The 18,790-nt window shown below is 72.9% G+C and carries 22 protein-coding genes; 7 read left to right on the forward strand and 15 right to left on the reverse strand.

Annotated elements, in window-relative coordinates; translation table 11 throughout:
* Positions 1 to 9: 9 nt before the first annotated feature.
* Both AB0J53_RS13480 and AB0J53_RS13485 read left to right on the forward strand, forming a co-directional pair.
* On the forward strand, positions 10 to 786 hold the full coding sequence (locus AB0J53_RS13480; protein WP_364171760.1) for a helix-turn-helix domain-containing protein: 777 nt from the start codon (positions 10 to 12) through the stop codon (positions 784 to 786).
* A gap of 79 nt (positions 787 to 865) precedes the next feature.
* Positions 866 to 1,207 carry a YciI family protein gene (locus AB0J53_RS13485; protein WP_364171762.1) on the forward strand — a complete coding sequence of 114 codons (342 nt, stop codon included), beginning with the start codon at positions 866 to 868 and terminating at the stop codon, positions 1,205 to 1,207.
* Here AB0J53_RS13485 and AB0J53_RS13490 read toward each other — a convergent pair.
* Together AB0J53_RS13490 and AB0J53_RS13495 are read right to left on the reverse strand one after the other, a co-directional pair.
* The gene (locus AB0J53_RS13490) at positions 1,204 to 2,775 is read right to left on the reverse strand and encodes a multicopper oxidase domain-containing protein (protein ID WP_364171764.1); all 1,572 of its coding nucleotides are present in this window, start codon (positions 2,773 to 2,775) and stop codon (positions 1,204 to 1,206) included. The two genes, AB0J53_RS13485 and AB0J53_RS13490, sit on opposite strands and share 4 nt — an antisense overlap.
* Complete coding sequence (locus tag AB0J53_RS13495; RefSeq protein ID WP_364171766.1) at positions 2,768 to 3,151, reverse strand: hypothetical protein; 384 nt, start codon at positions 3,149 to 3,151, stop codon at positions 2,768 to 2,770. Before AB0J53_RS13495 ends, AB0J53_RS13490 begins: the two co-directional genes overlap by 8 nt.
* Before the next feature lie 111 nt (positions 3,152 to 3,262).
* Between AB0J53_RS13495 and AB0J53_RS13500 the strand changes: the two genes are divergently transcribed.
* Together AB0J53_RS13500 and AB0J53_RS13505 are read left to right on the forward strand one after the other, a co-directional pair.
* Positions 3,263 to 4,141 carry a LysR substrate-binding domain-containing protein gene (locus tag AB0J53_RS13500; protein WP_364171767.1) on the forward strand — a complete coding sequence of 293 codons (879 nt, stop codon included), beginning with the start codon at positions 3,263 to 3,265 and terminating at the stop codon, positions 4,139 to 4,141.
* Between the two features lie 56 nt (positions 4,142 to 4,197).
* On the forward strand, positions 4,198 to 4,638 hold the full coding sequence (locus AB0J53_RS13505; RefSeq protein ID WP_364171769.1) for an SgcJ/EcaC family oxidoreductase: 441 nt from the start codon (positions 4,198 to 4,200) through the stop codon (positions 4,636 to 4,638).
* Between the two features lie 10 nt (positions 4,639 to 4,648).
* Here the strand turns inward: AB0J53_RS13505 and AB0J53_RS13510 are convergent, their stop codons facing one another.
* The 6 genes from AB0J53_RS13510 to AB0J53_RS13535 are packed head-to-tail and all read right to left on the reverse strand — an operon-like array spanning position 4,649 to position 8,676.
* On the reverse strand, positions 4,649 to 5,338 hold the full coding sequence (locus tag AB0J53_RS13510) for a class I SAM-dependent methyltransferase (RefSeq protein ID WP_364171771.1): 690 nt from the start codon (positions 5,336 to 5,338) through the stop codon (positions 4,649 to 4,651).
* Positions 5,339 to 5,363: 25 nt separating this feature from the next.
* Positions 5,364 to 6,338, reverse strand: coding sequence for a pyridoxal-phosphate dependent enzyme (locus AB0J53_RS13515; protein WP_364171773.1), 975 nt, complete (start codon positions 6,336 to 6,338; stop codon positions 5,364 to 5,366).
* Between the two features lie 3 nt (positions 6,339 to 6,341).
* The gene (locus AB0J53_RS13520; protein WP_364171775.1) at positions 6,342 to 6,890 is read right to left on the reverse strand and encodes a DUF6461 domain-containing protein; all 549 of its coding nucleotides are present in this window, start codon (positions 6,888 to 6,890) and stop codon (positions 6,342 to 6,344) included.
* A complete protein-coding gene (locus AB0J53_RS13525; RefSeq protein WP_364171777.1) occupies positions 6,887 to 7,369 on the reverse strand; it encodes a nitroreductase family deazaflavin-dependent oxidoreductase in 483 nt (160 codons plus the stop codon). Before AB0J53_RS13525 ends, AB0J53_RS13520 begins: the two co-directional genes overlap by 4 nt.
* A 5-nt stretch (positions 7,370 to 7,374) precedes the next feature.
* Positions 7,375 to 7,992: a TetR/AcrR family transcriptional regulator gene (locus AB0J53_RS13530; protein WP_364171779.1), complete on the reverse strand. Its 618-nt coding sequence runs from the start codon at positions 7,990 to 7,992 to the stop codon at positions 7,375 to 7,377.
* Positions 7,993 to 8,025: 33 nt separating this feature from the next.
* Complete coding sequence (locus AB0J53_RS13535) at positions 8,026 to 8,676, reverse strand: TetR/AcrR family transcriptional regulator (RefSeq protein WP_364171781.1); 651 nt, start codon at positions 8,674 to 8,676, stop codon at positions 8,026 to 8,028.
* A 118-nt stretch (positions 8,677 to 8,794) separates the two neighbouring features.
* Between AB0J53_RS13535 and AB0J53_RS13540 the strand changes: the two genes are divergently transcribed.
* Positions 8,795 to 9,334 carry a dihydrofolate reductase family protein gene (locus tag AB0J53_RS13540; RefSeq protein ID WP_364171783.1) on the forward strand — a complete coding sequence of 180 codons (540 nt, stop codon included), beginning with the start codon at positions 8,795 to 8,797 and terminating at the stop codon, positions 9,332 to 9,334.
* A gap of 35 nt (positions 9,335 to 9,369) precedes the next feature.
* Here the strand turns inward: AB0J53_RS13540 and AB0J53_RS13545 are convergent, their stop codons facing one another.
* Positions 9,370 to 9,843, reverse strand: a complete 474-nt coding sequence (locus AB0J53_RS13545) for an OsmC family protein (protein WP_357583502.1) — start codon at positions 9,841 to 9,843, stop codon at positions 9,370 to 9,372.
* A 29-nt stretch (positions 9,844 to 9,872) separates the two neighbouring features.
* Positions 9,873 to 11,483: an FAD-dependent oxidoreductase gene (locus AB0J53_RS13550; RefSeq protein WP_357583504.1), complete on the reverse strand. Its 1,611-nt coding sequence runs from the start codon at positions 11,481 to 11,483 to the stop codon at positions 9,873 to 9,875.
* 203 nt (positions 11,484 to 11,686) lie between these two features.
* Between AB0J53_RS13550 and AB0J53_RS13555 the strand changes: the two genes are divergently transcribed.
* Both AB0J53_RS13555 and AB0J53_RS13560 read left to right on the forward strand, forming a co-directional pair.
* The gene (locus AB0J53_RS13555) at positions 11,687 to 12,382 is read left to right on the forward strand and encodes a helix-turn-helix domain-containing protein (protein WP_364171786.1); all 696 of its coding nucleotides are present in this window, start codon (positions 11,687 to 11,689) and stop codon (positions 12,380 to 12,382) included.
* Positions 12,383 to 12,577: 195 nt separating this feature from the next.
* Positions 12,578 to 13,759 carry a homogentisate 1,2-dioxygenase gene (locus tag AB0J53_RS13560; protein ID WP_364171788.1) on the forward strand — a complete coding sequence of 394 codons (1,182 nt, stop codon included), beginning with the start codon at positions 12,578 to 12,580 and terminating at the stop codon, positions 13,757 to 13,759.
* A gap of 50 nt (positions 13,760 to 13,809) precedes the next feature.
* On the opposite strand, the gene AB0J53_RS13565 is transcribed toward AB0J53_RS13560, so the two are convergent.
* The 5 genes from AB0J53_RS13565 to AB0J53_RS13585 are packed head-to-tail and all read right to left on the reverse strand — an operon-like array spanning position 13,810 to position 18,700.
* A complete protein-coding gene (locus tag AB0J53_RS13565; RefSeq protein WP_364171790.1) occupies positions 13,810 to 14,910 on the reverse strand; it encodes a branched-chain amino acid ABC transporter permease in 1,101 nt (366 codons plus the stop codon).
* Complete coding sequence (locus tag AB0J53_RS13570; protein WP_219515232.1) at positions 14,903 to 15,802, reverse strand: branched-chain amino acid ABC transporter permease; 900 nt, start codon at positions 15,800 to 15,802, stop codon at positions 14,903 to 14,905. Before AB0J53_RS13570 ends, AB0J53_RS13565 begins: the two co-directional genes overlap by 8 nt.
* Before the next feature lie 11 nt (positions 15,803 to 15,813).
* Entirely contained in the window at positions 15,814 to 16,644 is an 831-nt protein-coding gene (locus AB0J53_RS13575) for an ABC transporter ATP-binding protein (protein ID WP_364171792.1), read from the reverse strand.
* Entirely contained in the window at positions 16,641 to 17,441 is an 801-nt protein-coding gene (locus AB0J53_RS13580) for an ABC transporter ATP-binding protein (protein ID WP_364171794.1), read from the reverse strand. The genes AB0J53_RS13575 and AB0J53_RS13580 overlap by 4 nt, the downstream gene beginning before the upstream one ends.
* Complete coding sequence (locus tag AB0J53_RS13585) at positions 17,438 to 18,700, reverse strand: ABC transporter substrate-binding protein (RefSeq protein ID WP_364171796.1); 1,263 nt, start codon at positions 18,698 to 18,700, stop codon at positions 17,438 to 17,440. Before AB0J53_RS13585 ends, AB0J53_RS13580 begins: the two co-directional genes overlap by 4 nt.
* Between the last annotated feature and the right edge of the window lie 90 nt (positions 18,701 to 18,790).

The following is an 18,790-nucleotide window of genomic DNA, read 5'->3' on the forward strand; positions in this document are numbered from 1 at the left end:
TCCCGATGATTGCGGATCCATCCCACCTACGGCCACTCGGCGCAGGGCCCGTGTGACACTGGCGCGGGAGGTGGGAGGGCTTTCGAGACCGAGGACCGGCCATCGGACTCGCCGTACGTCGAGCGCGTCTACCGCAGCGAGGGCGTCTCCACGGCCACGCGGATGCGGTCGGTCGCGTACACGAATTGGGAGCTGGTCGTCTGGGCGGACCGGGGCCGCACGCGCGTCGTGGTGCGCGGGCCGGAGACGGGGCCGAGCACGGTCGAGGTCGGCGGGGAGGCGGCGCTGTTCGGGATCATCTTCGCCCACGGCGCCGCGATGCCGCACCTGCCGGTCCCGAGGCTGGTTGACGCCGCCGTGCCGGCCCGGCACGTGACCGCGCGCACGCTGGTGCTGCGCGGCGAGGAGTGGGAGCTGCCGCGCTTCGGCACGGCCGAGGACTTCGTGGACCGGCTCGTACGGGCCGGCGTCCTGGTGCGCGACCCGCTGGTGGCCGACGTGCTCGCGGGCGACGACGCCCGGGGCCTGAGCCCGCGCTCGGTGCAGCGCCGGGTGGTCGCGGCGACCGGGCTGACGCGGGGCGCGATCCGGCAGATAGAACGCGCCCGGCAGGCGGCCGTGCTGCTCGGCGAGGGGCTGGCCCCGCTGGACGTGGTGCACCGGCTGGGCTACTACGACCAGCCGCACCTGGCCCGCTCGCTCACCCGGTTCGTCGGCCGCACGGCGACTGAGCTGCGCCGCCCCGACCCGGACGAGCCCCTGTCGCTTCTGTACAAGAGAGGGTGAGCCGCGCTCCCGTAGCGTTCCCGCGTGCCGCCGCGACCGGGCGGCACGCACGACCCTTCTGACGACAGGAGCACGTCCTATGCCTCAGTTCGCCCTGGTCTACCAGTACGACCCGGCCGTGACCGGTCCCACAGAGGGGGAGCTCGCGGACTGGCTGGCCTTCGACAAGGAGATGCGCGACGCGGGGGTCTTCGTGTACGCGACCGGCTTCTACGACGTCGGCACCGCCAGGACGGTCAGCGTGCGTGACGGCGCGACGGTCGTGGCCGACGGGGTGGCCGTCTCGTCCGGCCCGGTCGTCGCCGGCATGTGCGTGGTGAACGTGCCGGACGCCGACGCCGCCACCGCCTGGGCGGCCAAGGTGCCCACCGCCCGCTACGGCGGCGTCGACGTGCGCCCGGTCGTCGAGTACGAGGGCTAGACGATCTCCAGGTTGGCCATCATGGCCATGTCCTCGTGCTCGGCGTTGTGGCAGTGGAACAGGTAGCGCCCCCGGTAGCCGTCGAAGCGGGTGATGATCTCCACCCCTTCGCCCGGCCGCAGGGCGACGGTGTCCTTGAGCCCGGCGTCGTGGGGGAGCGGCGGCCGGCCCCGGCGCGAGAGCACCTGGAAGCCGACCAGGTGCAGGTGGACGGGGTGGTGGACGTCCGCCACGAGCCGCCAGATCTCGACGTCGCCGAGGCGGGCGGTGACGTCCGTGCGGGCGGGGTCGAACGGCAGCCCGCCGATCAGCCAGCCGTGACGGCCGTGCGTCCTCCCGGCACGGAACGAGAGGTCCCGCACCCGGACCGCGTCCGACCGCCGCCATCGGGGCAGGTCGGTGGAGAGCGTACGCGGGACGCGGCTGTCGTCGGCGGCCCTGCGCGCGACGCGGAAGGCCATCACGTCGCGCGTCCGGCCCGAGCCGAGCCGGTTCACCAGCCGGACCAGGCCGCCGACGGGGACGCCGGAGAAGTCGACGACCACGTCGTAGCGTTCGGCGGGGGCCATCGGCAGGACCCGGTGGGTGACCGGCGCCGCGAGAAGCCCCTGGTCGGCGCCGATCTGGACGAGGTCGAGGCGGCGCCCGTCGCCGGTGACCGCTTCGAGCTCGTAGTGGCGGGCGTTGGAGGCGTTCAGCAGGCGCAGCCTGTAGCGGGCGGCGTCGGCCTCGTGCACGGGCCAGGGCGCGCCGTTGACCAGGATCACGTCGCCGAGCACGCCGGCCAGGTACTCCTCGCGCACGCCCGGCCGTCCGCGCAGCGTGGGGTCGAGCGAGGGGTAGTCGAGGCCGCCGTCGGCGGCGAACGCCCGGTCCGCGATCATGAGCGGCAGCTCGCGCGGCCCGGCGGGCAGGCCGAGCGCGTCCTCGGCGTCGTCGCGCACGATGTGCAGCCCGGCCAGGCCGCGCCAGATCGCCGGGGCGGTGAAGTCCATCCGGTGGTCGTGGTACCAGAGCAGGGTGGGCCGCTGGTCGAGCGGGAACGTGTATTCCCTGGTCAGCTCCGACACCACCGCGCGCGGGTCGTGCATGACGTGCCCGCCGTGGTCCCATTCCCGGGGCAGGACGAGGTCGGTCGGGTAGCCGTCGGAGTCCGCCGGGGTCCGGCCGCCGTGCAGGTGCACGACGGTGGGCACGGGCAGGTCGTTGCGGTGCGTGACGGTGACCGGCCTGCCGCGCCGCGACTCGATCGTGGGCCCGGGGAAGACGCCTTCGTACGTCCACAGCGGCGTCCTGACGCCGGGCAGGATCTCCGCGGTCACCTCGCGCTGGGTGATCGCGTAGCGGTCGACGCCGCCCGCGGTGCTGACCGGCTTGAGCACGGCGGGCAGCGGCAGCGGCACCCGGAACGGCGGCGGCAGCGGCACGGCGCTGCGCAGCTCGGCGCCGGTGACGGCCGGGCGGCGGGCCAGCGCGGCTGACGTCGACAGCCCGGCGGCGGCCACCAGCCCGAGCGTCCCGCCGATGCCGAACAGCCGCCGCCTGGTCACCCCTTGCCGCTCAGACATCACGGACCTCCCGCCGTCCGAGAGGCCGCCAGGTGGCGATGAACTGCACGACGACTCCCGCGACGGTCGTCACCCCGAGCGGGACGTGCAGCCACAGCGCGCTCTCCATCCCGGCGAAGTACTGCACGGTCTCGGCCGCGACCACCCCCAGCGTGGCCAGGAACGGCCAGACTTGCCGCATCCGCACCCACGCCACGACGGCCACCACCAGCTGCACGTAGCCGATGGAGGTGGTCACGTCGGCGCCCACCGCGTGCCAGCGCAGGCTCCCGTAGTCGCCGGTCAGATAGACCCCGGCGAAGACCGGCTGGGCGGCGATCGCCACCAGGTGCGCGCTGACGACGGCCCGCAGGGCCCATGCCGTCGGCGTCGTCATGACGGATCCTCCTGTCACGTCGTCCGTTTCGTCGACGCGTCCGACACTATGACTCGACGGTTATCTTGTCGAAGATCAATATTGCTATGCTGTCATGCACCGGGAGGCATGATGGATCTGAACGCACTGCGCCAGTTCGTGGCCGTGGCCCGGCTGGAGCACCTCAGCCGCGCCGCCGAGGAGCTGCGCGTCGCCCAGCCGTCGCTCAGCCGCACGATCGCCCGGCTGGAGAACGAGCTCGGCACGCCGCTGTTCGAGCGCAGCGGCCGTCTCCGGCTCAACGACGTGGGCCGGCTCTTCCTCGGCCACGTCGAACGCGCCCTGGGCGAGCTCGACGCGGGCGTCCGGGCCGTCGCCGACGCCGTCAGCGAGGGCGTCGGCGGCGTGCGGCTGGCGTCGGAGACGTTCCTCACGCTCACCGGGCCGCTGGCCGCCTACAAGCGCGCCCATCCCGACATCGAGGTCGAGCTCCGCTGGATGCCCGCCGACGACATGGTCCGCGCCCTGCTCGCACAGGAGGTCGACCTGTGCGTGGCCTCCCAGCCCATCGCCGCCGAGGGCCTGACGGCGGTCCAGCTGCTCGACGACGTGGTGGGGGTGGCCACGCCGCCCGGCCATCCGCTCGCCGGCCGCGCCCGCGTGAGCGTCGACGAGCTCGCCGGGCAGCCCCTCGTCAGCGCCCGCGCGGGCCACTGGCAGCGCCGCCTGCTGGAACGGCTGTTCGCCGCGCGCGGCCTCACGCCGAAGATCGTCTGCGAGGTGGACGAGCCCAGCGCCATCGCCGGGCTGATCAGCGCCGGGCTCGGCATCGGCCTCGTCCCCGGCTTCGCCAGGCGCGTCTCGGCCGGGTTCGCCGGCTGCTGGATCCCCGTCGACAGCCCCGACTGCCGGCGCACGGTCACCCTCTACTGGGCCACCGGCAGCCGCCTGCCGACCGCCGCCCGCCTGATGCGCTCCACGATCACCGGCTGGGACTGGGACCCGGCCTGACGTTCGAGGGGGCTGCGTCGTCGTACCGATGACACCGCACGAGAGGACGTACCACCATGCCCACACAGCGCGAGAGTGACGAGGCCGCGATCCGGCAGCACGTCGGGAAGATCGTCGAAGGACTCCGGGCCAAGGATCTTGACGGCCTGCGGAGCCTCTACGCGGCGGACGTCGTGTCCTTCGACGTCGAGCCGCCCTTGCAGCACGTCGGGGTCGAGGCGAAGATGAAGAACTGGACGAACGTGTTCGCGGTCTTCGAGACCGTCGACTACGAGGTCCGCGACCTCACGCTCACCGTGGGCGACGAGGTGGCGTTCGGGCACTGCTTCGGCCGGTTGAGCGGCACGCTGAAGAACGGCACGGCGACGAGCGGCATGTGGGTGCGGGGCACGTTCTGCTTCCGCAAGGCCGACGGCCGCTGGCTGATCGCGCACGACCAGGCGTCCGTGCCGTTCGACCTGGCCACCGGCCGGGGCGTCGTCGACCTCCAGCCCTGACCCGAGCGGGTCAGGGGCGCCTGAGCCGGACCGCGAGGAACGACGGCGCCCGGTGCAGCCGGTCGTAGGCGGCCTCGTCGACCTCCCGCAGCTCGGCGGTGGGCCGGGGCTCGGTCAGGTGCTCCAGCACGAACCCCGCCGCCAGCAGCTCGCCCAGGAACGTCTCCAGCGGCAGGCGCTGGTAGTGGATCGACAGCCCGCTGTCGCCGAGCGGCAGGTCCCGCCAGTCGTGGCTGAAGTACGAGCCGCCGAAGTGCTGCCAGTCGGCCGTGGGGTGGGTGGTCGACACCAGCAGCCAGCCGCCCGGCCGCAGCACGCGGCGCAGCTCGCCCAGCAGCCGCGCCCGGTCGCGGACGTGCTCGTACACGAGCGCGCAGAGCGCCCCGTCGAACGACGCGTCGGCGGCGAAGCCCAGCGGCTCCTCCAGGTCGTGCAGCAGCAGCTCGGCCCGGCCGCCGACGCGGGCCCGCGCGTGGCCCAGCAGGGTGGCGCTGCCGTCGACGCCGACCACCCGGGCGCCGCGCGCCACCAGCTCGGCCGCGTAGTGGCCCGCCCCGCAGCCGACGTCCAGGACGCGCGCCCCCGACACGTCGCCGGCCAGCGCGAGCATCGCGGGCCTGTCGGTGTAGGCGTTGTACGGGCTCGTCTCGGCATGCCCGGCGAAGTGGTCGCCGAGCGCGTCATGGTAAGCGGTGCGCATCGGGCCATCATCGCGCGAGCGCCCGCTACAGGCCGACCCAGCGCCGGTAGGGGCCGAGGTCGACGTTGCCGCCGCAGACGACGGTGACGACGTGGCGTCCGGCGAACCGGTCAGGGTCCTCCAGCACGGCGGCCACGCCGAGGGCCGCCGACGGTTCGGCGACGAGCCCGGCGTGCTCCAGCAGCAGCCGCAGACCGGTGACGATCGACGCCTCCTGGACCAGGACGGCGTCGTCGGCGACCGCCAGCAGGTCGGCCAGGACGGCGGGGATCGGGCGGCGGCCGGCGACGCCGTCGGCGATGGTGTCGGTGGTGTCGGTGGTGACGACCTCGCGCGCGTGCCACGAGCGGGTCATCGCGGGCGCGCCGTGCGGCTGCACGCAGATCACCTCGACCTCCGGCAGCAGCGTCTTCATGACGTGTCCCACGCCGGTGGCCATCGCCCCGCCGCCCAGGGCGATCAGGACCGTGTCGAACGCGGGCGTCCCGGTCGCCAGCTCCAGCCCGATGGTCGCCGCGCCCTCGCACGTCTCGAGGTCGAGGCTGTCCTCGACCAGCCGGACGCCCCGCTGCCGGGCGAGCTCGGCGGCCCGTTCGCGGGCCTGGTCGAAGTCGCCCGCCACCAGCTCCAGCTCGGCGCCGAGCGCGCGGATGCGGTCGAGCTTGGCGGCGGGCGCCCGGCGTGCGGCCACGACGGTCACGCCCAGGCCGCGGCGGCGGCCCGACCAGGCGAGCGCCTGGCCGAGGTTGCCCGCGCTCGCGCACACCACCTCCGGCCTGCCCTGATCGGCCAGCAGGCTCGTGACCAGCTCGGCGCCTCGGCCCTTGAAGCTGCGGACCGGGTTCGCCGTCTCCAGCTTGACGCTCACCGTGCAGCCGAGCCGCTGCCCCAGCGCGTCGCACTCGTACTGCGGCGTGTCCAGGAAGCGGGGGTCGATCACCTCGCGGGCCGCGCGGATCCGGCCGAGGTCGAGGCGCGTGCCGGGCTCGGCGGGCGGCATCGGTCAGTGCTCCGGGCGGCCGCCGCCGGTCAGGACGGGGGCGGTGCGGTTGGCGCTGGACAGGTGGACGCCCGTGGCGCGTTCGGCGAGGGCGAGCGCGCCGGCGACGGGGTGGCCGGGGAACTCGGGCCGCTCGCCGTCGACGTCGACGCCGAGCGCCCGCAGGTCGTCCGCGAGCCGGTCGGGGTCGGCGCCCTGCCGGAGCCGGTAGGAGAACAGGCCGAACGCGGTGATCAGCTCCCCGTCGGCGTAGTAGCCGAAGTCCGCGCCGCTGTGCGTGACCCGGACGACGGCCGCGACCGTGCCGGCCGACAGGCGGGTGATCCCGTCGTGGACGGCTCCGTCGCCGAAGCGTTCGAGCAGGACGGTCCCGCCGTCGGCGGCGTAGGCGGAGACGCCGTGCCCGTCCTGGCCGAGGGGGCCGGGGGTGACGCCGATGCGCCGCATGGCCTCCTCGGGCGTCAGGTCGCGGGCGAACCCGGCGTGCAGCCAGGGCCCGCCGGGGTCGCCGGTGAACCCGGCGCACAGCCAGGCGTGGGCCGAGCCGGTCATCGCCGGTCCTGTCTCGGCTCGAACCGGACGAACGGAATGTGCATGCCCACCTCGCGGTAATCCTCCTGGCTCCCGTCGACGGCGTAGCCCATGAGCTTGCACAGGCGGCGGGCGGCGGCGGGGTGCCGGGACGCGTATCGGGCCATGATGTCAGGCCCCTCCTCGGCGGGGACAGGGGTGGCCGTCACCTGGAGGACGCGCCCGCCGACCTGGACGGTCACCTCCGGGGCGGCCAGGACGTTGCGGTACCAGTCGGCCTTGACGCCGAACCCGGAGGCGGCCAGGTAGCCGTGCCCGTCGTGCGCGACGACCTCGATGACGGCCTGGCGGCGCAGCCCGGAGACCCGGCCGGTGTGGGTGAGCAGCATGATGCGGCGGCCCAGCAGCGGGCCGAGGCCCAGGCGGTAGAGGAGGATGGGCAGCCGCCACAGCCTGCGGCTCAGCCCGGTCGGCGGCGTGGGCCTCTTGACGATCTCCACTGGTGTCAGCCCCTTCCGGGTGTCGTGGCCGGGTCCTCGCCGGGGAGCAGGCTCTCCGCCACGGCCAGCGCCTCGTCCGTGGGCAGCTCGCCGTCGATCATCTGGTGCAGCATCAGCCCGTCGATCGCGGCGACGGCCAGCGTGGCGATCCCGATCGCCTGGGCGGCGGGCCGGCCGGGGTGGAGGGCGCGCAGCCGGTCGGCGAGCCGCTGCCGGGCCTGGCGGAGCTCGTCGCGCAGCATGGCGCCGAGCGCGGGGTCGCGGGTCGCGCCGATGATCAGCTCGGCGGCCAGCCGGGGCGCGGGCTCAGCGTCGCCGGTGCGCGGCAGCAGGGCGCGGATGGCGGCCAGCGCGGTCCGCTCGTCCTCGGCGGCGAGCAGCTCGTCGACGAGCGGGTTGACGAGGAGGTCGGTGCCGCGCCGGAAGATCGCCGCGTGCAGGCCGGGCAGGCCGCCGAAGTGGTAGTGGATCAGGCCGGGATTGGTGCCGGCGCGCTCGGCCACGGCCCGCGCGGTGACGCCGGGCCACCCGTGCTCGCTCAGGAGCGCGAGGCCGGCTTCCACCAGTTGCTCGCGCCGCCGATCGCCGCGCGGTGAATTTGGTCGCTCGGCCAAGTTGGTCATGCGGCCAAACTAGCATGCCCGCCCGGATGGGGTTCAGTCCGGCCGGTAGGCCGCCAGGAAGACCCGCACGGCGGAGTCGGCGTAGTGGTCGAGCTCCGCCTCCGTGAACGCGACGTCGTCACCGCAGAACATGACCTTGTTGACCGGGATCGAGGTGGTGAGCCAGGTGAAGTGGTTGGCCGCGATCAGCGAGTCGTCGATCCGCAGCAGGCCCCGGCGCGCGAGCTCCTCGAAGCACGACGCCAGCGAGGCGTGCACGCGCTCGGGCCCCGCCTCGAAGTAGGCCCGGCCGAGCTTGGGGAAGCGGCCGGCCTCGGCGATGACCAGGCGGCGCACGCGCAGTTGCGACGGCTGGGTGAGGGCGCGCACGAACTTGTGCGCGACGGCCCGCAGCGTGGTCTCGACGTCGTCGGCGGTGGCCAGCTCGGTCATCGCGGCCTTGAAGATCTGGTCGATGCCGACGAGCCGGTCGAGCACGATCTCCTCGAAGAGCTGCTCCTTGCGGCCGAAGTGCTTGTAGATCGTCTGCTTCGAGGCCCCGGCGGCGGCCGCGATCTCGTCGGTCTTGGCGCCCACGTACCCGTCGCGCAGGAAGACCTCCATGGCCGCGTCCATGATCCGCCGCCTGACCTGGGCGCCGGGCCGTTCCTTGGCCGTCGCGTGCGGGGCTTCGACTTGCGTCACTTCGGTTCCTCCTGCGCGTGCGGTGAACAGCCTGTTGACACCAAGCGTACAGTACCGTACGGTTCCGATCACGCAGAACTGTACCGTACGGTACTGTTACAGCAGAGGGAGAACGCGGATGCGCAAGATCGTGAGTGGCCTCTTCATCTCGCTCGACGGCGTGGTCGAGGCGCCCGACCAGTGGCACTTCCCCTACTTCGACGACGAGATGGGCAACGCCGTCCAGGCCATGATGGACGGCACCGAAGCGATGCTCCTGGGCCGCCGCACCTACGAGGAGTTCGCCTCCTACTGGCCCACCTCGACCGACGACCTCGCCGGATACATGAACGACACCCCGAAGTACGTGGTGTCCAACACGCTGACCTCCGTCACCGAGTGGCAGAACTCCACGCTCGTCACCGGCGACCTCGTCAAGGAGATCTCCCGGCTCAAGGAGCAGCCGGGCGGGAAGATCAGCATGTCCGGCAGCGGCACGCTCGTCAGCTCACTCGTGCGCGAGGGGCTGCTGGACGAGCTGCACCTGCTGCTCCACCCGATCGTCGTCGGCTCGGGCAAGCGGCTCTTCGGCGACGGCGCGCAGGCGCCGCTCCGCCTGACCGGCTCGCAGACCTTCGCCAGCGGAGTGCTGCACCTGACCTACGCGCCCACCGTCTGACCAGCCCGACCAGCCTGGCCAGCCCGACCGGATCATCAGACGGTCTCCAGCGTGGTGGTGATCTCCACGCTGTCGCCGATGGTCCGTGCGATCGGGCAGTGGCGGGTGTGCCGGTCGTGCGCCCGGGCCACCTCGTCCGGGTCCACGCCCTCGGCCAGGCGCACCAGGTAGCGCACGTGCACGGAGGCGATGCGCAGCACCCCGCCGTCCTTGACGATGATCCCCTCGGCCTCCGACGTCAGCGCGCCGTCGGTCGTCGGCTGGCCGAGCCGCCCGAGCAGGCCGGACAGGGTGCCGGTCAGGCATCCGGCGGTCGCGCCCACCAGGTAGTCCAGGGTGGTGGCGTGCGGCTCGATGGTGTCGAGCGGCACGTTGTAGTGCTCGGCCACCCCGCCGTGCATGCCCATCGGCACCTGCCCGTCCAGCGGCACGGTGACCAGCTTCGTGCGGCCGGGCGCGGCCTCGACGCTCACCCGGGCGATCTCGGCGACGGTGCTGCTGTCGATCATGTTCACTGCTCCTTGTCGTGGCGGGGCGGTCAGCGGGTGGTGTTGGAGGCCGCGGCGGTCAGCGCGCCGAAGTCGACGCGGCCGCCGTCCAGGGGGACGACGGCGGCCACGTAGCAGTCGGGGCGCACCACGTACACGACGTCCTGCTCGCCGGCGTACACGTCCCACATCTCGTCGGACAGCACGGTGAGCACCCCGGAACCGGCGGGGGTGGGGGCCAGGACGGCGCGGCGCACCCACGCGGGGGCGGGGACGGCGTCGAGCGCGGTCCGCAGGCCGGAGGTCAGGCCGCCCCGGCCGGGCACGGCCAGCAGGGTGAGCGCGCCCGCGACGGCGGCGCGCAGCGTGGTCGTCCGGCCGCCCTGGGCGCAGCGCAGGTCGGGCAGCGGCTCGCCCGGCCGCACCCGGGGGGAGGGCAGCGCGGTCGGCGCGGTCAGGACGGAGCCGGTGTAGGGGAACGGCTCGTACAGCTTGCCGCTGTCGACCCGGTTCGCCTGGTCGGGGGCGTCGGCGGCGGCGGCCAGCGCGGCGTCGCGGGCCCGGCGGCCGGCCTCGTCGTCGGGGGTCATGAACTTCATGGACGCCCCGGTGACCGCCAGGTTGTGGTCGGCGGCGGCGGCCCGCTCGGCCTCGTAGCTGTCCAGGAGCGCGGGCCCGGCCTGGCCGTTGAGCACGAAGCCGAGCTTCCAGGCCAGGTTCTCGGCGTCCTCCATGCCGCTGTTCATGCCGCGGGCGCCGAACGGCGACACGACGTGCGCGGCGTCGCCCACCAGGAACACCCGGCCGCTGCGGAAGGCCGAGGCCCGGCACTGCTGGAAGGTGTAGGTGTTGCTGCGGACCACGCGCACCGGGTGGTCGCCGATCGCGGTGGCGATGCGGGCGCGGACGCGCTCGGGGTCGGTGAGGACGTCGGCGTCGGCGTCCAGCGGGATCTGCCAGTCGAGCCGCCACAGCCGCCGGGTCACGCCGTGCATGAGCACGATGCCCTCCGGGTGGAAGGGCGGGTTGAACCAGAGCCGCCGCTCCCGCTCGAACGGCAGCTCGGCCTCGAAGTCGGCGACGAGGAAGCGGCCCTGGGTCTGCCAGCCGTCGAAGGTGATGCCCAGGTGGCGGCGGATCCGGCTGCCGATGCCGTCGGCGGCGACCAGGTAGGCACCGGTGTGGGTCTCCTCGCCGTCGGGGCCGGTGGCGGTGACCCGTACGCCGGAGTCGTCCTGCTCGAAGGCGTCGACGGTGCGGCCGAGCCGGATGTCGGCCAGGCCGGTCGCCAGCGCCGCCTCGTGGAGCAGCTCCTCGATGCGGAACTGCGGGAAATTGACGAAAGGCGGGTAGATCTCCTCGCCCTTCGGCGGGAACCTGAGCTGGAGAATCTCCTGGTCGCCGTAGTAGGTGCGGCCCAGCGACCAGCTCACGCCGTCGTTGACGATCTCGTCGGCGAGGCCGAGCCGGTCATACAGCGCGAGGATGTCACGCTGCACGGTGACGGCTCTCGACTGGCGGCAGCTCGGCTGGTCACGCCGCTCCAGCACCACCGAGCGCACGTTCTGCCGGGCGAGGAGGAGCGCGGTGGCCAGGCCCACGGGCCCCGCGCCCACGATCACCACACGGGGAGAAGAACTTGAGCTGTCCGGCAGAACCATCGCCACCTCCGGCGTGACCGATATTCGGTCGCTACGACCGTCTATTGGTCATAGCGTGCCCTGTCTGCGGCCGGACTTCAAGAGGTACGGCCAAGGCGTACGGTGAAGTCGTGTTGGCGCGTGAGTGCGCGAAGCGCGATAATCGCTCACATGCCCCGATTTTCGAGGGGTGGTAACCCCGTCCTTCGCCTGGGAGTGAGACCGTGACCGAACCGGCCAGACCCGCTGAGATCGCGCAGACGCTCGACCGGGGGCTGCACCTGCTGGAGATCCTCGCCGAGGCGGACCCGGACCACGGGCTCTCCCCGACCGAGGCCGCCGCCAAGCTGGGCGTCCACCGTTCCATCGCCGCCCGCCTGCTGGCGACCCTGCTGCGGCGAGGGTTCGTCCGGCGCAACCGCGAGGGCCGCTACCTGCTGGGCATGGGCCTGTTCACGCTGGCCCGCCAGGTGTCGCAGAACCTCCTGGTCGTGGCGGGTCCGCTGCTCACCGAGATCGCCGAGCGCCTCGACGCCACCGCCGTCATGCACGTCGCCGACGGCGACGGCGCCGTCACCCTGGCCTCCGTCGAGCCCAAGCGGGCCAGCTTCCACATCGGCCTGCGCACCGGCTCGCGCCACCCGCTGGGCACCGCCGCCACCGGCATCGCCATCCTGGCCGGCCGCCCGGCCGAGCCGGGCGAGCGCGACAAGGTCGCCCAGGGGCGCGAGCAGGGGTACGTGGTCACGACGGGTGAGCTCGTCCCCAACTTCACCGGCATCGCCGCGCCCATCGTGGTCAACGGCTGGTGCGACGCCAGCGTCGGCGTCGTCATCCCCAAGGAGCGTCAGCACGACGAACGGGCGCTGGCCGACGAGGTGATCACGCTGGCCAGGAGCATCGCGCTCGCCCTCGCCTGACCCCTGACGTGACCTCTGCCCGCGCCGAGCGCGGGCGTGCGAGGCCCCGGAGCCCCGAGCGGGCACCGGGGCCTTTCGCATGTCCGCACGATTGACAACCCTTCACCCCCTGCGCGAGGATCGCCGATATGCGGTACCTGTAACCGATAATAGAACGCCCATGCATGCAGGGGCACGATCTCGAATGGGGTGGCCATGGTCTACTACAGGCGCCTGGGCGAAGTGCCGCGCAAGCGGCACTCCCAGTTCCGCGGCGGCGACGGCGTCCTCTACCACGAGGAGATGCAGGGCGAGGAGGGGTTCAGCTGGACCCAGTCGTTCCTGTACCACCGCCGGATCCCGACCGCCATCACCGCGGCGGAGAGCCGGCCCGACACCGGCGGCGGGCTCCGGCCGAACGACCCGCTGCTGCCACGGCACCTGCGCACCCACGCGTTCGAGCCGGGCGGTGACCCGATCCTCGACCGGCGGGTCCTCATGGGCAACTCCGACGTGACGATCTCGTACGTCGCCGCCGACGCCGACAGCCCGCTCTACCGCAACGCCGTCGGCGACGAGCTCGTCTACGTCGAGTCCGGCTCGGCCGTGCTGGAGTCGCCCTTCGGCCGGATGGAGGTCGGCGACGGCGACTACGTCGTCATCCCCACCTCCACCACCCACCGGTGGCGGCTGCTCGGCGGCGAGCTGAGGCTGTTCGTGGTGACGGCGTCGGGCGGCGGGCACATCAGGCCGCCCAAGCGCTTCATGTCGCCGTTCGGGCAGTTCCTGGACGGCTCGCCGTACAACGAGCGCGACATCCGCGGCCCCGAGGAGCTGACGTCCGCCGACGGCCCCGCCGACGTCTACGTCAAGCACCGGCGCGGCCTGACCCGCTACACCTACGCCTACCACCCGTTCGACGTGGTGGGCTGGGACGGCTACAACTACCCCTACGCGCTGTCCATCCGCGACTTCACCCCCTCGACGGGCGCGCTGCACCTGCCGCCGCCCACCTACATCACGTTCGAGGGGCCGGGCTTCGTCATCTGCTCGTTCGTGCCGCGCATGTACGACTACCACCCGGACGCGGTGAAGGTCCCCTACAACCACGCCAACGTCGACTCCGACGAGGTGCTGTTCTACTGCGGCGGCGACTTCATGAGCCGGGCCGGCACGGGCATCGGCATGGGCTCGGTCTCCCTGCACCCGGCGGGCTACATCCACGGCCCGCAGCCGGGCAGCGCGGAGAAGAGCCTGACGGTGACCAGGACCGAGGAGTACGCGGTCATGGTGGACACGTTCAGGCCGCTCGACCTCGGGCCCGACCTGAGCGAGGCGGAGGACGCCGGCTACGCCTGGTCGTGGGCGCGCGGCGCCGGTGTCGACGTCGGCGGGTGAACCACCACGGCGAAGGGCCCTGCGACTCACGGTCGCAGGGCCCTTCGCCGTCAGGAGGCCGGTGTGTGCTCGGCCGGGACGGCACGGCGCGGCGTCAGCGCCTTCCGCGCCCGCGTGGCCAGCGCCGCCAGCCCCTTCGGCTCGTAGAACAGGATGACCACGATCAGCCCGCCGTAGAGGATCTGCGCCACGTAGGCAGGCCCGAAGTCGGACACCGCGCCGCCCATGCCCGGCACGGCGTCGCTGTAGCGCTGCAGGAGCAGCGGCAGCGACGACACGAACGCCGCGCCCGCGATCGCCCCGGCCACCGACGCCTGCCCGCCGATCACCACCATCGCCAGGTACTCCAGCGACAGGAACAGGTCCCAGTACTCGGGCACCACCCGCTGGAACAGCAGGGCCAGCAGCACGCCGGCCAGGCCCGCGTACACGCTCGACAGCGTGAAGGCGACCGACCGGTAGCGCGCCACCGGCACGCCCAGCGCCGCCGCGTGCACCTCGCCGTCGCGGATCGCGGCGAACGCCCGGCCGACCCGGCTGCGCAGCACCAGCACCGCGAACACCGTGGTCAGCACCAGCACGAGCAGCGTCACGTACCAGCCGCGCTCGGCCTGGCGCAGCGGCACCCCGAACAGCGACAGCTCGGGCTCGACGCCCAGCACCTGGAACGAGCCGATCGTCAGCTCCGGCACGTTGCGCCCGTTGTAGCCGCCGGTGAGCGGCTCGGCGGCGAACAGCACGTGCTGGCCGATGAACACCAGCGCCAGCGACGCCACGCCCAGGTAGATGCCCTTCAGCCGGCCCGCCAGCGGGCTGAACGCCAGCCCCGCCAGCCCGGCCATCGTCACCGCGATCACCGCGGCGAGCAGGCTGGGCAGCCCGAGCCCCCAGGAGTCCTCCGTGCCCGGCGAGCTGAGCCAGATGTAGCCGTAGGCGCCCACCGCCAGGAAGAACGAGTGCGCCAGGGAGAGCTGCCCGACCCGGCCGACCAGGATCATCAGCCCCACCGCGCCGATGGCCGCGGCGAAGGCGAACGAGCCCAGATTGAGCCAGAACCGGTCGGCGTACAGGGGGATGGCCAGCAGGACCACGCCCGCCACCACCGCCACCGGCGCCCGCCACCGGATCCGCCCGGAGATCTTGTCAAACACGGACGGCCTCCCGTATCCCGAACAGCCCGGCGGGCCTGACCAGCAGCACCACCAGCATCAGCACGTACGGCGCGGCCTCCTCGAAGCCCTGCCCGAGGAACGCCAGGTGCTCGCCGTAGCCGCGGACCAGGACCTCGCTCAGCCCCACCATCAGCCCGCCGGCGATGGCGCCGGTCGTCGAGTCGAGCCCGCCGATGATCGCCGCCGGCAGCGCGCGCAGCGCCACCGCCTCGACCGACGTGTCCAGGCCCGGACTCGGGTAGGCGACGATGAACAGGCCCGCGCACACGGCCAGGGCGCCGGCCACCGCCCACGCCGTCGCCGACACCCGGCCGAGCCGGATGCCCATCAGCGACGCCGTCTCCGGGTCCTCGGCCGTGGCCCGCATGGCCACGCCGAAGTCGCTGCGGTGCAGCCAGAGCTGGAAGAGCACCAGCAGCAGCGCGCCGACGACCAGCGCGGCGATCCGCGCCTCCGCGACGCCGATGCCCAGGAAGCGCACCACGTCGTTGCCCCACGGGTCGTCCGTGGTGAGGATCTGCGAGCCGATCCGCCGGTCGGTCTCGGTCAGCAGCACCACGTCCAGCCCGATGGTCATGATGCTCGCCGCGACCACGGCGTTCGTCTTGCGGAACCTGCTGACCAGCAGGCGGTCGATCAGCACGGCCAGGATCGCGGCGGCGGCCACGCCCAGCGGGAGCGCCACCCAGAACGACAGCCCGTGCAGGCTGGTCGCGCTGGCCACCACGTACGTGCCGAACATCAGCAGGCTCGGCTGCGCGAAGTTGACCACGCTGGACGACTTGTAGATGACGACGATGCCCAGGGCGACGAGCGCGTAGACGGCACCGAGCGACGCGCCCTCCACCAGCATCGAGAGAAGTTGTGCCATGAAACCGGCTCCTAGGATGGCGGCTCGGACTCGGAACGTTCCTTTTCTGCGGCGCCGGCCCTGCCCAGGTAGGCGGCGATCACCGCGTCGTCCGCGATCACCTGGTCAGGCGGCCCGGTGAGCACGACCTGGCCGAAGTCGAGCACCGTGACCTGTTCCGAGATGCCCATCACCAGCCCCATGTCGTGCTCGACCAGCAGGACCGTGATCCGCTGCTCGGTGGCGATCCTGCGGATGGTGTCGCGGACGGCGAGCTTCTCGTGCGTGTGCATGCCGGCCGCGGGCTCGTCGAGCAGCAGCAGTCTCGGCTCGGTGGCCAGGGCGCGGGCGAGGTCGACCCGCTTGGCCTCGCCGTAGGGCAGCTCGGCGGCGGGCAGCGGCAGCAGGTGGTCCACGCCGAGGAACTCGGCGACCTCGCGGACCTTGGCCCTGGCCTCCCGCTCGGAGCGGCGCACGTGCGGCAGCCGCAGCCCGGCGCCGAACACCCCGCCCCTGCCCAGCCGGTGCCGCCCGAGCAGCAGGTTCTCCTCGACGGTCAGCCCGGCGAACATGGACGCGTTCTGGAACGCCCGGCCGACGCCGAGGCCCGTGACCCGGTGCGGCGCGAGCCCGATGAGCTCGGCGCCGTCCACGCGCACGCTGCCGCCGGCCGGCTTGTAGATCCCGGACAGCACGTTGAACAGGGACGACTTGCCCGCGCCGTTGGGACCGATCACCGCGTGGATGGTGCCGGGCTCGGCGGTGAAGGTGACGCTGTCGAGCGCCGTCACCCCGGCGAACCGGACCGTGACGTCGCTGACCTCCAGCCGGGCCCCGGGGGCCGTGGTGCCGTGTGCCGTCATGGCGTCCCTCCCCGCGCGTCGCCGGGCAGCGTGGCGGCGCTCTCCTCGTCGGGCTCGCCGCCGAGATAGAGGCGGCGTACGCGGTCGTCGCCGCGCAGGCGCTCGGCCGGGCCCTCGATCGCCACCTCGCCCACGGCCAGCACGTACGCGTGGCCGGCCAGCTCCAGGGCGACCGCCGCGTTCTGCTCGACGACGAGCATGGCGGTGCCCTGCCGGTGGATCTCGCGCAGCAGGTCCACGATCCGGTCGATGATCTTCGGAGCGAGGCCCAGCGACGGCTCGTCGAGCAGCAGCAGCCGGGGCTCGGCCATGAGCGCCCGGCCGATGGCCAGCATCTGCTGCTCGCCGCCCGACAGCAGGCCGGCGGTCTGCTTCCGGCGCTCGCCGAGCACCGGGAACAGCTCGTAGACCCGCTCCAGGTCGCCGGGGCGCTTGCCCTTCGCGTTGCCGTAGCGGCCCGCGCGCAGGTTCTCCTCGACGGTCAGGTGGGCGAAGACGCGGCGGCCCTCGGGCACCTGCACGATGCCGGACTTGACCCGGCGCTCGGCGCCCAGGCCGTCGATGCGGGCGCCGGCGAACCTGATCTCGCCGCCGGTCATCCGCCCGGCCTGGCCGGTCAGCACGCCGGAGATCGCGCGCAGCAGCGTGGACTTGCCCGCGCCGTTGCTGCCGAGGACGGCCACGATGCCGCCCTGCGGGACGTCGACGCTGACGTCCCCCAGGGCGGTCACCGCGTCCCCGTAGCGCACCCCGAGGTTGCGCACGGAGAGCAGCGGGTCGCTTTCCCGTTCGGTCATCGGGCCTGGAACTTCGCGGTGTCGGGGCCGGTGTAGCCGGCCTGGACCAGCTCGAGGCCGCCTTCCGCGTCCTTGGACGGCTTCATGATGAAGGTCTGGGTGGACGGGGAGACGCCCTTCTTGGAGAAGTCCAGCGGCACGGTGGTCTGCTGGGTGTCGTAGGCGCCCTTCTGCCGGAACGCGGTGGCCAGGCCCTCACGGCTGAGGTCCTTGTTGTCGCACGCCTGGGTGATGGCCTGGTCCATCACGCTGGCCGCCGCGTAACCGAGGGTCACCCACAGGCTGGGCGTGATCGACTTGTCGCCGGACTCCGCGTACAGCTTCCTGACCTGCTCGGGGCCGGGACCCTCGCCGGCGAACGGCGCGGCGGAGCTGACGACGAGCATGTTCTTCTCCATGGCCGCTCCCGCGCCGGTGGTCAGCGACTCGGGGGAGAAGCCGGGGGAGGCGGCGACGATCGGCACGTCCAGGCCCTCCACGTCGGCCACGGCCACCGCGGAGGAGACCTGTCGGCCGGACGCGCTCAGGAACAGCGCCTTGACGCCCGCCGCGGCCATCTGCTTGACCTGGCCGGACAGGTCGCTGACGGTCGGGTCGATCTGCTGGCCGACCACGGTCATGCCGTTGGCCTCGGCGGCGAAGGTGGCCCCCGCCAGGCCGGGCTCGCCGTAGTCGCCCTTGAGGTAGATGTAACCGATCTTGTCGCCTTCGGCCAGCTTCTTCTGCTCGATCAGGTAGTCGACGGCGTTGACCATCTCGATGTCGTAGGTGGTGCCGGGGATGATGATCGACGAGCTGTCCTTGACGCTGGGCGACCAGCCCATCGACACGGCGAGCACGCCGTCCTGCTCCAGCTTGGGCAGCACGGCGAGCGTGGTGGGCGAGCCGACCGTGATCTGCAGGGCGAGGACCTGCTGGGACAGGTCGGAGTAGAGGGACACCGCCTTCTGCGGGTCGTAGCCGTGGTCGCGGGTCATCAGGTTGACCTTGCGGCCGTCGCAGACGCCGCCCGCGGCGTTCTTGGCGTCCCAGTAGAGCTTGACGCCGAGGTTCTGCTGCTTGTCGATGGCGGCGAACGGCCCGGTGATGTCGGTGAGCAGGCCCAGGTTGATCGCGGAGCCGTCCACGCCGGGCCCCACGGGCATGCCCCCGGAGTCGCCGGCGCTGGTCTCCGCCTTGGTGGAGCAGGCGGACATGGTGGTGATCGCGAGGGTCGCCGCGCCGAGCGCGGCGGCCATGCGGAGCTTGCGGGATGGCATGCGTCCCCTTTCGTGCCGATACGGGTTCGCGTTCGTCGGGAAACGCGTGGCCGCGGGCAGTAGAGATCACTCGGTGGTCGGTGGGGAGAG

This window comes from Nonomuraea sp. NPDC049725, from assembly GCF_040674795.1.
Lineage (GTDB): Bacteria > Actinomycetota > Actinomycetes > Streptosporangiales > Streptosporangiaceae > Nonomuraea > Nonomuraea ceibae.